General features: G+C 42.0%; 13 protein-coding genes. 3 read left to right on the top strand and 10 right to left on the bottom strand.

Translation table 11 applies throughout. The features are described 5' to 3' along the window. Positions 1–4: 4 nt before the first annotated feature. The 3 genes from pilW to ndk all read right to left on the bottom strand — a co-directional run bounded on the left by pilW (position 5) and on the right by ndk (position 3,571). Positions 5–1,624: a type IV pilus biogenesis/stability protein PilW gene (gene pilW, locus C1E24_RS06140; RefSeq protein ID WP_138479743.1), complete on the bottom strand. Its 1,620-nt coding sequence runs from the start codon at positions 1,622–1,624 to the stop codon at positions 5–7. Between the two features lie 200 nt (positions 1,625–1,824). Continuing rightward, complete coding sequence (locus tag C1E24_RS06135; RefSeq protein WP_138479741.1) at positions 1,825–2,958, bottom strand: bifunctional tRNA (adenosine(37)-C2)-methyltransferase TrmG/ribosomal RNA large subunit methyltransferase RlmN; 1,134 nt, start codon at positions 2,956–2,958, stop codon at positions 1,825–1,827. A 181-nt stretch (positions 2,959–3,139) separates the two neighbouring features. Next, on the bottom strand, positions 3,140–3,571 hold the full coding sequence (gene ndk, locus C1E24_RS06130) for a nucleoside-diphosphate kinase (RefSeq protein ID WP_058028790.1): 432 nt from the start codon (positions 3,569–3,571) through the stop codon (positions 3,140–3,142). A 257-nt stretch (positions 3,572–3,828) separates the two neighbouring features. Between ndk and yegQ the strand changes: the two genes are divergently transcribed. After that, positions 3,829–5,187: a tRNA 5-hydroxyuridine modification protein YegQ gene (gene yegQ, locus C1E24_RS06125; protein ID WP_138479739.1), complete on the top strand. Its 1,359-nt coding sequence runs from the start codon at positions 3,829–3,831 to the stop codon at positions 5,185–5,187. 3 nt (positions 5,188–5,190) lie between these two features. Beyond that, positions 5,191–5,445: a YfhL family 4Fe-4S dicluster ferredoxin gene (locus C1E24_RS06120; protein WP_138479738.1), complete on the top strand. Its 255-nt coding sequence runs from the start codon at positions 5,191–5,193 to the stop codon at positions 5,443–5,445. Between the two features lie 79 nt (positions 5,446–5,524). Here C1E24_RS06120 and C1E24_RS06115 read toward each other — a convergent pair whose 3' ends face one another. From C1E24_RS06115 to queA, 7 genes are all read right to left on the bottom strand, one after another. Next, complete coding sequence (locus tag C1E24_RS06115) at positions 5,525–6,052, bottom strand: hypothetical protein (RefSeq protein WP_171040805.1); 528 nt, start codon at positions 6,050–6,052, stop codon at positions 5,525–5,527. Between the two features lie 135 nt (positions 6,053–6,187). Next, a complete protein-coding gene (locus C1E24_RS06110) occupies positions 6,188–6,478 on the bottom strand; it encodes a hypothetical protein (protein ID WP_138479734.1) in 291 nt (96 codons plus the stop codon). Between the two features lie 140 nt (positions 6,479–6,618). Further along, complete coding sequence (gene secF / locus C1E24_RS06105; RefSeq protein WP_138479732.1) at positions 6,619–7,563, bottom strand: protein translocase subunit SecF; 945 nt, start codon at positions 7,561–7,563, stop codon at positions 6,619–6,621. A 9-nt stretch (positions 7,564–7,572) separates the two neighbouring features. Beyond that, positions 7,573–9,432 carry a protein translocase subunit SecD gene (gene secD / locus C1E24_RS06100; RefSeq protein WP_138479730.1) on the bottom strand — a complete coding sequence of 620 codons (1,860 nt, stop codon included), beginning with the start codon at positions 9,430–9,432 and terminating at the stop codon, positions 7,573–7,575. Between the two features lie 30 nt (positions 9,433–9,462). Beyond that, complete coding sequence (yajC, locus tag C1E24_RS06095; RefSeq protein ID WP_058028783.1) at positions 9,463–9,801, bottom strand: preprotein translocase subunit YajC; 339 nt, start codon at positions 9,799–9,801, stop codon at positions 9,463–9,465. A 29-nt stretch (positions 9,802–9,830) separates the two neighbouring features. Beyond that, positions 9,831–10,955 (bottom strand): tRNA guanosine(34) transglycosylase Tgt, encoded by a 1,125-nt coding sequence (tgt, locus tag C1E24_RS06090; RefSeq protein ID WP_058028782.1) that lies wholly within the window; start codon positions 10,953–10,955, stop codon positions 9,831–9,833. A gap of 254 nt (positions 10,956–11,209) precedes the next feature. Continuing rightward, complete coding sequence (gene queA / locus C1E24_RS06085; protein ID WP_138479728.1) at positions 11,210–12,247, bottom strand: tRNA preQ1(34) S-adenosylmethionine ribosyltransferase-isomerase QueA; 1,038 nt, start codon at positions 12,245–12,247, stop codon at positions 11,210–11,212. Positions 12,248–12,474: 227 nt separating this feature from the next. On the opposite strand from queA, the gene C1E24_RS06080 reads away from it, so the two are divergent. Next, positions 12,475–14,985 (top strand): EAL domain-containing protein, encoded by a 2,511-nt coding sequence (locus C1E24_RS06080; protein ID WP_138479726.1) that lies wholly within the window; start codon positions 12,475–12,477, stop codon positions 14,983–14,985. The last annotated feature ends 44 nt before the right edge of the window (positions 14,986–15,029 follow it).

Here is a 15,029-nt window from a genome sequence, read left to right as displayed (position 1 = left end):
TCATTCATAAAGTATAACTACTCGGATCTACAATCAGTAAACTATGTCCAGCCGCTAGTTCAACGTCTGGTGTTAATTTGTTCCATCGCATCAAGTCACCAATCTGTAATTGGTAATCGGTGGCGATATTATACAAGCTATCCCCATCTCGAATGACGTGGGTGGTAAGCGGATTATTTAAATATACCTGCTGACCAATCTGTAAACGGTCTGATTCTTTCAGCTTGTTCCATTTTAACAGACTTGCCATTTTGACATCATATTTAACCGATAAACTAAATAAGTTTTCACCCAACCCAACTTTATGCACTGGCACATTTGGTAGATTCACTTCTGGATTTAACAAAGGTGCATCAACTGATAAAGGTTTAGCTGTAAGAACTGGGGCATTATTCTCTGCTATTTCTCTGAACCTAACCTGACTTGGATCTGGCTGATAGAACTGCACTTGACCTTGGGCTGGTTGCACCGCTGCTTTCTCACCAAAAGACACCACTCTAACTTGATTTTTTGGCGTTTCAATAAGCTGAGTAGTCGCTTGGTTTTTCTCTTCAACCACAGGGGCGTTTGTCGTGTTTGTAGGCTGATTTGACTGAGATTGCAGTTTAACCACTGAAGCGGTTTGTAAACCGCCACGCAATGACACGGCCTCACTTGTAGTTGTTCTATTTGTGCTTATGACAGCAGTAGGCTGAGCTATTTCACTATTGTGATTACTTTCTCGTTTAGGGGCTTTCTTGCGGGTAATTTTTATCTTAGGCTGAGCGTTATAAACCGTCGGTGACTGCTCAGTGATTTCTGCCACCTTGGCTTTTCTATATTGCTCACGCAATGCATCAAATTCGCTATTGTTGTATTCTTCTTTAATAATCGCTTGCGCTTGATAAGATTGCGGATAAGTCTGCACTAAGGTTGTGGCGATTTTCTGAGACTGTTCTAAATGCCCCATCTCTTGATGTAGCAAGTACTCTAAAAACAAACTGCGCGATGAAATGAAGCCATTTTCAGTGTAACGTTCTAACACACGCAATGCCTGATGCAAGTCACTCTTGGCATAATATAAACCTGCTAGAGAAATTAAAGCACTTTTACTCTGGCCATCGTGTTGAACTGCACTATTTAAATAATCGAGGGCTAACTCAAACTTATCTTGCTTCACCGCACATAAAGCCAAATTTTCATAACTTTGCGACACACGTAAATAGCCGCGAGTATCTATCGCTTTTAATAATTGTGCCCTCGCTTCATCGTACTCGCCGATACGGCATAAAAACGTACCGTAGTTGTTCAGAGTATTTGGATCGTTTGGTACTAGCTTGAGTGCGGTTTGATAAGACGCTTTAGCCTGTTGGAACTCTTTTACTTGCTCGAAGTAATAAGCCAGCGTGTAGTGTACTTCAGGTAATTTAGGGGCAAATTTAGCTGCACGCTCAAGATTAAACTTAGCTTGCGTATTATTGCCCGCTTTTAGATATTCTAATGCCAAACTAATACGCGTTCTTGCTGCTTCTAGGTTATTCATTTCTGAATTCACCACAGGGCTATTTTTAGTGACGCTGTGTGTTTCTGTTACACAGCCACTTAAGCCTAATAACGCAAATGGAATTACCCAATAAGAACGCATGTATCACCTTGATAGTATGAAATAATAAGGACCTATATTACCTAAAAGCCCCTATCTTTCATCTATTTTATGTAAATAACTTCAGCAATAAATGATTGCCGAATGTTCTTTAACCTGAGCTTTGGTTAAGAGGTTTACCAACATATTAATATTGAATAGGTTAACTTTTCAGTCTGCAGCTGCTACTTTCAACGCTCAGGTTAATTACTCACATTCACAGCAATGGCGTTATCTTCGCGCTGCTGTTTTTTCATAATACGTTTGGTACGGTCAACTACATCGCCAACTAGCTGGCCACAAGCTGCATCAATATCATCACCACGGGTACGACGAACAATACAAGTTAAACCAGCGGCCTGGAGTACTTTTGAGAAGCGATCGATACGGCTGTTGCTTGAACGACCATATTCATTACCCGGGAATGGGTTGAATGGGATCAGGTTAATCTTAGACGGTGTACCTTTTAGTACTTTAACCAGCTCATGCGCTTGATCTGTACTGTCGTTTACGCCTTGTAGCATAACGTACTCGATGGTGATGTCTTTATTGGCTTTTGAACCATCAATATAACGACGACATGCCGCTAAGAACTCTTCAATTGGGTACTTTTTATTAATTGGTACTAACACATCACGTAGGTCATTGGTTGGCGCGTGAAGAGAAATAGCTAGTGCCACGTCAATTTTCTCTTTAAGAATATCAAGCGCAGGCACAACGCCTGAAGTACTGAGTGTTACACGACGCTTAGATAAACCAAACGCCCAGTCATCCATCATCAGTTCCATCGCAGGAACGACATTGTTGATGTTAAGTAATGGCTCACCCATCCCCATCATAACCACGTTAGTGATCGGGCGCTTAGTGCTGTCACCATTGTGTAGGCCAATATCTGTCGCCACTCGCCATACCTGACCGATGATCTCAGATACTTTTAAGTTACGGTTGAAGCCCTGCTGCGCAGTTGAGCAAAATGTACACTCAAGTGCACAGCCCACTTGTGAAGAGACACACAGTGTTGCGCGGTCTTTTTCTGGGATCCAAACAGTTTCTACTTCTTGGCCGCCTTCTAAGATCATTGCGTATTTAATGGTGCCATCACTGGCAACTTGCTTAACTGAAATTTCAGGCGCTTTAATTTCGCACTGTGCTTGTAACTTAGCACGTAGCTTTTTATTGATGTTGCTCATATCGTCGAAGTTATCGATGCCGAAGTGATAAATCCACTTCATTACCTGATCAGCGCGGAACGGTTTTTCGCCAAATGTAGCGAACAACTCACGCATCCCCTCGCGATTCAAATCAAGTAAATTAATTTTTTTCTCTGTAGTGGCCATGAAGCAACCTCGATAAAGTGACGGTACGAAATTAAAAAGACGACGTATTGTATAAAAACCAACCAACACACTCAAACATTGTTGATGATTTTGCAAAAATAGTTATTAAAACTGACTTTGCAAAAGCAGCAAGGACTAAAAAAGGGCCCGAGAGCCCTTCTTTACTCTGCTCGATTCGCGATTAGCGAGTACGAGGACAGATTTCTTCTTCAGCGAAGAAGTAAGCGATTTCGCGAGCAGCTGACTCAGGTGCGTCAGAACCGTGTACCGCGTTCTCGTCGATGCTGTCAGCGTAGTCAGCACGTAAAGTACCAGCTAGTGCTTCTGCAGGGTTAGTAGCACCCATAATTTCACGGTTCTTAAGAACTGCGTTTTCACCTTCAAGAACTTGAACCATTACTGGACCAGAAGTCATGAAAGAAACTAGTGCACCAAAGAAAGGACGCTCTTTGTGCTCTGCGTAGAAACCTTCAGCTTTCTCTTGAGAAAGGTGAACCATTTTAGAAGCAACGATCTTAAGACCAGCAGATTCGAAACGGTTGTAGATTGCACCGATGTGGTTTTTAGCTACCGCATCAGGCTTGATGATTGAAAAAGTACGCTCTAAAGCCATCTTCTTAGCTCCAATAATAATTGTTGAATATTAACGGGCGCGAATTATACGCGTTTTAGCGCTAAAAACCTACTAGATCTTGATCCTTTAAAAATTTCGAATAGATCAGATTTCAGCGAAAAACCATGATCTGCGTCAAACATGACAATTTCATTAACCTTTATACTGCGCCGCTTTTTAATTTCACCTGAAATTTTACCGTCACTTTTGACCGAAACAGCTGACCAGCACTCAGTTCAATGTAAGAGGTTTTTACTATGTTTGTTCCAGAGCTTTTATCCCCTGCAGGTAGTTTAAAAAATATGCGTTATGCATTCGCATATGGTGCCGATGCCGTGTATGCAGGCCAACCACGTTACAGCTTACGCGTGCGTAACAATGAATTTGATTTAGCCAATTTAGAATTGGGGATTAACGAAGCCCATGCACTCAATAAAAAGCTCTATGTGGTTTCAAACATCGCGCCACACAATAAAAAAGTACAAACCTACTTAAAAGACATTGAGCCTGTCATTGCCATGAAGCCCGATGCGCTCATTATGTCTGATCCGGGTTTAATCATGCTAGTGCGTGATAAGTGGCCTGATATGCCGATTCACCTTTCAGTGCAAGCCAATGCGGTTAACTATGCTTCTGTTCAGTTTTGGGCGAAACAAGGTATTGAGCGGGTAATTTTATCGCGCGAATTATCGCTTGAAGAGATCGCTGAAATTCGTGAGCTGTGCCCACAAACCGAACTAGAAGTATTCGTTCACGGTGCATTATGCATGGCCTACTCTGGTCGCTGCTTATTGTCAGGTTACATCAATAAGCGCGATCCAAACCAAGGCACCTGTACCAATGCATGCCGTTGGGAATATGACGTTAAGCCAGGTAAAGAAACTGAAACCGGCGATGTCGTGCATAAATTCGACCCTCAATCTGTGATCCCTACACTGGGCGAAGGCGCACCAACGAAAGAAGTTTTCATGCTAGAAGAGCAAGGTCGTCCGGGCGAATACATGCCTGCATTTGAAGACGAACATGGTACGTATATCATGAACTCGAAAGACTTGCGTGCGGTCCAGTATGTCGACCAACTGACAAAAATGGGCGTGCACAGCTTGAAGATCGAAGGTCGTACTAAGTCTTTTTATTATGTAGCACGCACAGCACAAGTTTACCGCAAGGCAATTGATGACGCAGTGGCGGGTAAACCATTCGATCCTAACCTAATGCGTACCCTTGAGAACTTAGCACACCGTGGTTATACCGAGGGCTTTTTAAAGCGCCACGCTCACCAAGATTACCAAAACTATGAATATGGCCACTCTGTTTCTGACAAACAGCAGTTTGTGGGTGAAGTATTAGGTCGCTTAGACAATGGCTTGGTTGAGATTGATGTTAAGAATAAATTCTGTACGGGCCACAGTCTTGAGCTCATGACACCGCAAGGCAACATCAGCTTCAACCTTGAGCACATGGAAAACAAAAAAGGCGAGAAAATTGATGATGCAAAAGGCTCTGGTCACATTGTAAAAATTCCATTGCCTGAAAACATCGATTTAGATCACGCTATTTTGATGCGTAACCTGAACGATCAAGAAGATACGCGTAACCCATTTAAAAAGGCCTAAATCATGGCGCTGTTGATCAATTCAAAATGCATCAACTGTGATATGTGCGATCCTGAATGTCCCAATGAGGCCATTTATATGGGTGAGAAAATTTATGAGATTGATCCAAATAAATGCACTGAGTGTGTCGGCCATTACGACACGCCCACGTGCGTAAGTGTTTGCCCGATCGATTGCATAAAGCCCGATCCCAGTCACAAAGAAGATTTAGATGCCTTGGCTGAGAAGTTTTTGCGGCTCACAGGTCAAGATAAATAAAAACGGAACCCCAAAAATAATAATGGCGCCCAATGGGCGCCATTATTATTTCTTCGATAAATTATAACGAAGCAATAGATTAGCGAAGTGCTTTTTCAACTTGATCGAAATGCGCAATCACTTCGACAATTTCAAGTTCAGCGTCTTCATAGGCCGATTCAAACTGCATACCTTGCGAGGCCATTGCTTGCACAGTTGCAGGGTGAACCAATAAATCTTTTGCGTGGTAGCACACTGGCGAGTCGTATTTAGGTAACTTACCGTCTTTATGGTAACCAGATTCAATTTCTTCTAGTGGCAACGTTGGAATAACATCAGCAGCTTTGTCTAATGCCGAAAGGTAGCTGTCACATGCAGGATGTTTAGCCGTGAATTCAGCTAATAATTGACGAGAGGTCGCAACAAGTTGCTGTGAGCTTTGCTCAAGTTTTTGAGACGCTTCGTTGGCTCTGATCTCACCAAGTAAGCTTTGTGCTTGTTGCTTGTAGGTGTCTAAGTTGGTTACTTTGGCTGATGCAGCTTCAGTCGTTTGTGTTTGTTGCTCAACCTGCTCTGAACATGCTGTTAGTGCAAGGCTTGTAAGTAAAATTGCCAACCTAGATTTCATGAGAACCTCGTAATTATTATTGAAAACAATTCTCATTATACTCTTTAAAGAAAAGAATGAAATATCATTGTCATAAAATTATGAGGTTTTCTTTATTCTTCTAAATTCAGCGAATTTAGATAACTTTTAGATGCCTTACTTACCCTTACAGGTATTGGCCATAATCGCTTTTTGCGCTTGTGCTTCTTTCTCATTGTTATTTGATTTCGCCACCGCGTAACTGATCTTCGCATCGTTACACTTGTCTCTAAGTTCTTTATCCATCAAATACAGTTTATCTTTTTGTGCCTGTGCAAGTCCTTCTGTGCCTACATACTCAGAGCGTTCTTCAGGTGCTTTATCTTTTTCGTATGCTTCACCTTCGTTTACCTTGCAACCTGATAATACAAAGGCCAAAGGTAATACTGCAATCAATAAGCTTTTCATAAATTTACCTATTTTAAATACTTTTCTTGATTATAACTGATTTGATGCAATTACAAAGGAAAGGTTCAAAAGTTGCTTTTCAGACAATAAAAAACCGCATATTTGCATATGCGGTTTTTTTAAAGAAAACATTGGTTTTCTTAAGGCATGGCGTCTAAGTCCGCACCTTCTTTTTCAACTTCTACCGGTATTAAATCTTCTTTGCTTACACCCATAGCAACAGCAACCGAGCTTGCAACATAAACAGAAGAGTAAGTACCAATGAACACACCGAATAGTAGCGCAGTTGCGAAACCATGAATGGTCTGGCCGCCCCATACGAATAGCGCAATCAATACTAAAATAGTCGTGATTGATGTAACTAACGTACGGTTTAGTGTTTGCGTGAGTGAGATATTGATGATCTCAATGGTGTCATCAATACGCACTTTACGGAAGTTCTCACGAATACGGTCAGATACAACAATGGTATCATTCAGTGAGTAACCGATAACCGCTAAGATTGCTGCAAGGATCGTCAGATCAAATTCTAGGTCTAATAATGAGAAAAGACCCATAGTGATGATCACATCGTGGAAAAGTGCCGCTACCGCACCGATGGCAAAACGATACTCAAATCGAAATGCAACATACATCAAGATACAGATAAGTGCGGTGAGCATGGCTAAGCCACCCTGCTCTTTTAAGTCTTCACCCACACTTGGGCCAACAAACTCAATACGACGCATTTCTACACTGCTGTCCGCTTGCTTAAGCGCGGCAATCAATTGGTTACCAATCGTCTCAGCTTTAACATCACTACCGCGAGGTGCTAAACGAACCAGTACATCTTGGCTCGAACCAAATAACTGTACTGACGCATCAGCAAAACCATTTTCAGCTAAGACAGAACGGATTTTTGCCAGATCAGCTGGCTGTGAAAAACCAACTTCAACTGCTGTACCACCAGTAAAGTCTAAACCAAAGTTCAATCCACGGATTGCCATAGACGCAATTGATGCCAGGATCAATAACGCAGAAATCGCCATAGTAATTTTGCGTGCTGACATAAAGCGGATGGTGTCATTTAATTTTAATAACTGCATATCCGTCTCCTAGATTGAAAGCTTATTAATACGCTTGCCACCGATCACTAAATTGATCACAGCACGCGTACCGATAATAGCTGTAAACATCGATGTGATGATACCAATTGCAAGTGTTACAGCGAAGCCCGCGATTGGACCTGTACCTACCGCAAATAAGATAACGGCTGCAATCAGTGTGGTGATGTTGGCATCGAAAATGGTGCTAAATGCACTGTCATAACCTTGGTGAACCGCTTGCTGAGGGCTGCGGCCATCAGCCAATTCTTCACGAATACGCTCAAAGATAAGTACGTTCGCATCTACTGCCATACCTACCGTTAGTACGATACCGGCAATACCAGGTAATGTCAGAGTCGCACCAGGGATCATCGACATAACGCCAACAATAAGCACTAGGTTAGAGGCAAGTGCAATGTTAGATACCAGACCAAAGCCTTTGTAGTACAACAACATAAATGCCAGTACAAAAGCAAAACCAAGTACCACTGCTGTCATACCTGCTTCGATGTTTTCCTGACCTAGGCTTGGACCTACTGTACGCTCTTCAACGATTTGAATTGGCGCAACTAATGCACCTGCACGAAGTAGTAAACTCAGGTTATGCGCTTCAGCTGGATTGTCGATACCAGTAATACGGAATGAATTATTTAGGCGTGATTGAATCGTCGCAACGTTAATCACTTCTTCAACCTTTATCGGTGGAAGTGCTTTACCATTTTCGTCTTTCTTACCTGATGGCTTGTATTCAATGAATACTGTCGCCATACGCTTACCCACAGCACGTTTAGTGAAGGCACTCATTTTAGCGCCACCTTTGCTATCAAGGTTGATACTCACCTGAGGGCGTGAGTACTCATCCATACCCGATTGTGCGCCGGTAATGTGAGAGCCGCCTAAAATAACACGTTTCTTCAATACTACTGGATAGCCATCTTTGTGCATGATCACTTCAGTGCCCGGTGGAACACGGCCCTGCGCAGCAGAGCGCACATCCGCGTTTTCATCTACTTCACGGAACTCAAGGGTTGCCGTTGCACCTAAAATTTCTTTAGCACGGGCAGTGTCTTGAACACCTGGTAGTTGCACAATAATACGTTCTGCACCTTGCTGTTGAACATTTGGCTCAGCAACACCTAACTGGTTAATACGGTTACGAATGATGGTTTCGTTCTGTTTGATTGCGTAAGCGCGGATCTCTTTGAACTTCTGATCGCTCAAGCTCGCGAAGAATGCCAAGCTGTTGCTACTATCATCAACAAAGTTATACAGCGGGTAACGCTGCTTTAAAAAGCGCTCTGCCGCATCTTTGTCATCATCATTACGCATGATCACTTGTACGCGTTCAGAACCCGAGACACGGCGAATTGAACGATAACGAAGTTTCTCACCACGTAAGTCACTCTTGAAATCTTGTTCCATGGTTTCTAGCGCATTGTCTAACGCTGTTACCATGTCGACTTCCATTGTGAAGTGAACACCACCACTTAAATCTAGGCCTAGCTTCATTGGGTTACCACCAATACCTTTCAACCAATCAGGTTGTGCAGGGCTCATATTAATTGCAGAAATGTAGTCGTCAGATAGGCTGTCACGCAAAATATCTTGCGCTTTTAACTGCTCTTCAACATTCGTAAAACGTACCAATACTTGATCGTTTTCTAATGCTGAAGATTTAACTGTGATGTTGTTCTCTTTTAGAGTCTCATTTACTTTGTCTAGCACGCTTAGATCAGCGCTGGCACCTTTAGTACCAGAAACCTGTATGGCCGGATCTCGGCCATACAGGTTTGGTGTGGCATATAAAATACCAATCGCTAATACAGCCAGAACAAGTAAATATTTCCACATTGGATACTTGTTTAACACAGGCTTTACCTTTTTATTTTTGTTTTTAGATTACAGCGATTTCATTGTGCCTTTAGGCAACACAGCTGATACTGCTGATTTTTGTACTGTAACTTCAGTTTGGTCATTTAAAGCAATAACAACAAAGTCTTTGTCATCAGCAACTTTAGTGATTTTACCTACTAGACCGCCTTGCGTTAGTACTTCGTCACCTTTACCTAAAGCGCCCATTAGGTCTTTGTGCTCTTTTACACGTTTAGCTTGTGGACGGTAGATTAAGAAATAAAATACCAAACCAAACACACCTAACATGATAAGCATTTCCATGCCACCGCCAGCAGGTGCAGGCGCTGCAGCACTTGCATGCGCAGTCGAGATAAATAAACTCATAACACTTCCTCTTATATTTTAAATTTATATTATTCTGTTTCAGCTAATGGCGGCACTGGTAGGCCACGTTTAGCATAAAAATCTTCTACGAATTCGTCTAGCTTGCCTTCGGCAATCGCATTTCTTAGGCCTTCCATTACACGTTGATAGAAACGTAAGTTATGGATGGTATTTAAACGTGCACCTAAGATTTCATTACACTTATCTAAATGGTGTAAATAAGCACGTGAGTAGTTCTTACAAGTATGACAATCACACTCAGGGTCTAATGGACCTGTATCTGTTTTGTGAACTGCGTTACGGATTTTAATAACACCCGTACTGATAAACAAGTGACCGTTACGCGCGTTACGCGTTGGCATTACACAGTCAAACATATCGATACCACGACGCACCGCTTCAACTAAGTCTTCAGGTTTACCAACACCCATTAAATAGCGCGGCTTGTCTTCTGGCATTTTGTAAGCACAGTGATCAAGGATGTTGATCATGTCTTCTTTTGGCTCACCCACTGATAAACCGCCGAGTGCATAACCATCGAAGCCAATTTCTTCTAGGCCTTTTTGTGATTCTGCACGAAGCTCAGGATACATACCACCTTGAATAATACCGAATAACGCTGAAGGGTTATCACCATGGCCTTCTTTTGAGCGTTTTGCCCAACGTAGTGAAAGCTCCATTGAATCACGGGCTTCTTTTTCTGTTGCAGGGTAAGGCGTACATTCGTCAAAGATCATGACGATGTCTGAACCTAAATCACGCTGTACTTGCATCGCTTTCTCTGGCGATAACATGATTTTTTCACCATTTACTGGTGACTTGAACATCACGCCCTCTTCAGAAATTTTACGCATTGCGCCTAAGCTGAATACCTGGAAACCACCTGAATCAGTCAGGATTGGCTTATCCCAGTTCATAAAATCATGCAAATCGCCATGTTGTTTGATGATTTCAGTACCAGGACGAAGCATTAGGTGAAACGTATTACCTAAGCAGATATGTGCACCTGTGTCTTTTAATTCATCAGGCGTCATGCCTTTAACAGTACCGTACGTACCTACAGGCATAAATGCAGGGGTTTCGACCACACCGCGGTCAAAAATCAAACGGCCGCGACGGGCTTTGCCATCAGTGCGATCTAATTCAAATTTCATAGCTACCTCAAAAGTCGGAAAAACAGTCCAACACTCGTTCTATAAACGCCATCGCGTTTATTTTTAGAGCTGATTTTAACCGCCCGATTCTACCTTGTTTGCAAAGTGAATTCTAATGATTGGGGCGAAAACTAAGAAATTAAAGATGACTGAGATAAGAGATAAGAATTAAGAGTTAAGAAGAAACGCTTAAAACAACAAGGCCCTGGTTTCAGGGCCTTCATAGAATGGTGCTAGCTAGAAAATTCTAGCCGCTATTTATCTTGCTTGGTGATAAACATGGCATCGCCATAGCTGAAGAAGCGATATTGCTCATTCACTGCCGTTTTATAGGCATTGATAATATGATCTTGGCCTGCAAACGCACTCACTAACATGATCAAAGTAGACTCAGGTAAGTGGAAGTTAGTGATCATGGCATCGACTACCTGGAATTCATAACCTGGGTAGATGAAAATGTCTGTATCGCCATAAAGTGACTGTAATTCACCTTCGCTCGCTTTCGCCGCAGACTCTAGTGAACGAACAGATGTCGTACCTACCGCAATCACTCGACCGCCATTGGCTTTGGTTTTCTTGATGGCATCAACTACTTCTTGAGACACTTCAATGTACTCAGAATGCATCACATGTTCATCAACTGAATCTGCACGTACAGGTTGGAAAGTGCCCGCACCTACATGCAAAGTAATGAACTGTGTTTCGATGCCTTTTTCTTTGATCTTTTCGAGCAATGTTTCATCAAAGTGTAAACCCGCTGTCGGCGCCGCCACTGCACCTGGCTTTTCGTTGTATACGGTTTGATAACGCGCTTTATCTTCTTCCGTATCTGGACGGTCAATATAAGGCGGTAAAGGCATATGGCCAATGTCATCTAAGATGTTTAACACCGTTTGCTCACCTTTAAACTCAAGCTCAAACAACTCACCATGACGTGCGACCATAGTCGCTTCTGCTTTACCTTCTAGAATCAGTGTTGCACCTTCTTTTGGTGACTTGCTTGAACGAACATGGGCAAGCACTCTATGCTCATCTACAACACGTTCAACCAACACTTCAACTTTGCCACCAGTGCTTTTTTGGCCATACATACGGGCTGGGATCACTTTGGTATTGTTGAAGATCATTAAATCGTTCGGATTTAAGAAATCAATGAGATCTTTGAAGATTTTGTGACCTAACTCGCCCGTATTCCCATCGAGAGTCAGTAGTCGGCTCGCAGTACGATCTGCCATAGGATGACGAGCGATTAACTCATCAGGAAGTTCAAAACTAAAGTCAGCAACGCGCATGACAACACCTCAAGTTATAAAACAGCGGCCAAGTTTAGTGTTCCTATAACACTTAATCAAGTGCTTGTAAGTGCACAAAAATAGCATTAACCTAGGTCTTTGAAGCAATGTTTTTAGAAACAGCTAATTACCGACATTTTTAAAAATAATAATTAAAATAAAAACATACTCGGTAAAGCAAAGGTATCGTAGACGATGACAACAAATCGATTGAGGTTAATATAAGTATGGCAAGGCAACTTTCATTGCTCATAGTCAATGCCAGCGAGTCCGAACGCGCAACCATTTCACTTACCCTCAATAAACTAGAAGTGTTTGAAATCATCGAATGTGAAGATAGCCAAGCTGCGTTGCATCTATTAAAACAACGAGCCGTTGATCTCATTATCACAGGGCTCGATGTTGGAAAAATTGATGGCTGGCGCTTTGCACGTATGGTGCGCTCAGGATTATTAGAAACCCCCAAACACTCGCCCATCGTGCTCACTCCGCCTATTTATTGCGAACGCATTGCTGAAACTACCGCCAGAAGTTATAGCATTGATGCCGTTTTACCTTTTGAGAAACACGAGCAACTTCCAGAATTATTAGCCAATGTGTTATCAACACAATTGGAAAAAAGCAGTCGCCTTGATTTGTTATTATTCGAGCCTGATCATACTCAAGCAGAAGAAATCTGCGAGCAACTAGAGTTCAGTTTTGCATGTACAGTTGTTAACACTCTACAAGATGCACAAGCGCTATTCTTACAAAACCAATACGCAATTGTGTTGATTAACACCTCTGGTACAACCTACTCTGAAAGTAAGCAATTAATCGCGGCAATTTTAGAGCATAAGCCAAATCAGTCTGTTGTGACTATCATCGACAGTAAAGACGTTAATGATGCCGAACAGCTACTCCTTATGGGTGTGACTGACTTTGTCAGAGCGCCGTACAACTTGCCAATTTTAAACAAAGTCTGTGATCATGCTGCGCGCCGTGAAGATTTTATGGTGAGTTATGCAGAGTTTGCAGACAAAGTATCACAACTCAGTCAAAGCGAACGTCGCTACAAAGATTTATTCTCTGCACACCAGCGTATTCTATTGCATTTAAATACCGTGGTCATGGAGTTAGACACCGAAGCTAAAATTCGCTTTATTAACCCAGCTTGGGAAGCTCTCTCAGGATTCGGTATTAAAGCCAGTTTAGGGGTCTCGTTAAAAGCGTTCATCCATGAAGATGATCAGCACACCCTGAATAAACAGCTCGCCAAAGTCAAAACTGGTGCGCAACGTTACGCTCAGCTTGAATTACAGCTCACTCAAAAAAATGGCGCGTCTATTTGGGTTGAATGTCGCTTTCAGCTCATTAAAAACACCACTTCTGATGTTACGATTACGGCAACGATAGATAACATTCACGAACGTAAACAGGCTGAATTGCAATTACGTCATTTAGCCCTGCATGACACATTAACCGGACTGCACAACCGCTACTATTTCGACCAGCAGTTGCAAAGTCTCTGTAAAACAATGAGTGAAGACTCACTCTCTGAACATGCACTTCTATATATTGACCTCGATCACTTTAAAATTATTAATGACTCTAAAGGGCACCAGCAAGGTGACATCATTCTTAAAGAGGTTGCTCAGCTATTTGGCCACAACATTGGCGATGAACACCTGATCTTCCGTATTGGTGGTGATGAGTTCGCCGTGATTTTAAAAGAAGTCAGTTTACTTGATGCACATATTATTGCCGAAAGTATCTGTATGGCCATAGATAAGCATGAGTTTCATTCTGAAGAAAATAGCTATTCCATTAGCTGCTCAATCGGTTTAACTCAGATCACGGCTTCAAACCATGATGCCAATGAGTCATTAAAACAGGCAGATATTGCACTCTATATTGCTAAGAGCTTAGGTCGTAATTTAGTGCATTGTTATAACAAAGATGATGCCGAAAATAATACCTTGCAAGGCGGATTAGAATGGGGTCATGCTGTACGCCAAGCACTACAAAACGAACAAGTCGAACTGCACTATCAACCGATTTGGTCTTTTAAACATGCGCATATAGCGTACTTTGAAACCTTGCTGCGTTTAAAAATAAACGATGAACTAATTTACCCAAATCAGTTTATTCCTGCTTTAGAGTTACTTAACGATACCTTCCTAATGGATCAATGTGTGGTAAAACATGCAATTAAGGCACTCTCTGAGCATACTGAGTTAAGCCAGGTTGCAATTAACCTATCTGCCCACTCATTTTTAGATGAAAGGTTATTACCCCATATTCAAGATTGCTTAGTGCAATATCAAGTCAATCCAAGTCGAGTGATATTTGAAATCACAGAATCGGCGAGTATCAATAACTTGTCAGCGACTCAGGCGATGATCAAGAAACTGAATCAACTGGGCTGCCATTTCTCGATTGATGACTTTGGCACAGGCTTTAGCACCTTTAGTTATTTAAAGCAGCTCCCAGCCCAACATGTAAAAATTGATGGATCGTTTGTTCGTGACATGCTCAATGATCCCATTGATCTTGCTTTGGTGAAGGCGGTGAACGATATTAGTCATTCATTAGACAAGCACTCTGTTGCTGAATATGTTGAAAGCAAAGACATTTTTGATGCTTTAAAAGAGATTGGCATAGATTACGGGCAGGGATATTTTATTGCTAAGCCCATGCCGATCAATCTACTCAAAAAAGAAATTACAACTATTTTCCCAGAGAAAACAGTTGCGTAACAATTTAATACAGAACTGAACTTTTACTTAACGATTTCTCATCT

It is taken from the genome of Pseudoalteromonas phenolica, assembly GCF_005876835.1.
Classification (GTDB): domain Bacteria; phylum Pseudomonadota; class Gammaproteobacteria; order Enterobacterales; family Alteromonadaceae; genus Pseudoalteromonas; species Pseudoalteromonas phenolica_B.
The sequence above is the reverse complement of the archived record's forward strand: the minus strand, read 5'-3'. Positions and strand labels throughout refer to the sequence as shown.

Bases quoted from the DNA above. Each gene is read 5' to 3' on its own strand.
- pilW (WP_138479743.1), bottom strand. From the start codon at position 1,624: ATGCGTTCTTATTGGGTAATTCCATTTGCGTTATTAGGCTTAAGTGGC.
- C1E24_RS06135 (WP_138479741.1), bottom strand. From the start codon at position 2,958: ATGGCCACTACAGAGAAAAAAATTAATTTACTTGATTTGAATCGCGAG.
- ndk (WP_058028790.1), bottom strand. From the start codon at position 3,571: ATGGCTTTAGAGCGTACTTTTTCAATCATCAAGCCTGATGCGGTAGCT.
- yegQ (WP_138479739.1), top strand. From the start codon at position 3,829: ATGTTTGTTCCAGAGCTTTTATCCCCTGCAGGTAGTTTAAAAAATATG.
- C1E24_RS06120 (WP_138479738.1), top strand. From the start codon at position 5,191: ATGGCGCTGTTGATCAATTCAAAATGCATCAACTGTGATATGTGCGAT.
- C1E24_RS06115 (WP_171040805.1), bottom strand. From the start codon at position 6,052: ATGAAATCTAGGTTGGCAATTTTACTTACAAGCCTTGCACTAACAGCA.
- C1E24_RS06110 (WP_138479734.1), bottom strand. From the start codon at position 6,478: ATGAAAAGCTTATTGATTGCAGTATTACCTTTGGCCTTTGTATTATCA.
- secF (WP_138479732.1), bottom strand. From the start codon at position 7,563: ATGCAGTTATTAAAATTAAATGACACCATCCGCTTTATGTCAGCACGC.
- yajC (WP_058028783.1), bottom strand. From the start codon at position 9,801: ATGAGTTTATTTATCTCGACTGCGCATGCAAGTGCTGCAGCGCCTGCA.
- tgt (WP_058028782.1), bottom strand. From the start codon at position 10,955: ATGAAATTTGAATTAGATCGCACTGATGGCAAAGCCCGTCGCGGCCGT.
- queA (WP_138479728.1), bottom strand. From the start codon at position 12,247: ATGCGCGTTGCTGACTTTAGTTTTGAACTTCCTGATGAGTTAATCGCT.
- C1E24_RS06080 (WP_138479726.1), top strand. From the start codon at position 12,475: ATGGCAAGGCAACTTTCATTGCTCATAGTCAATGCCAGCGAGTCCGAA.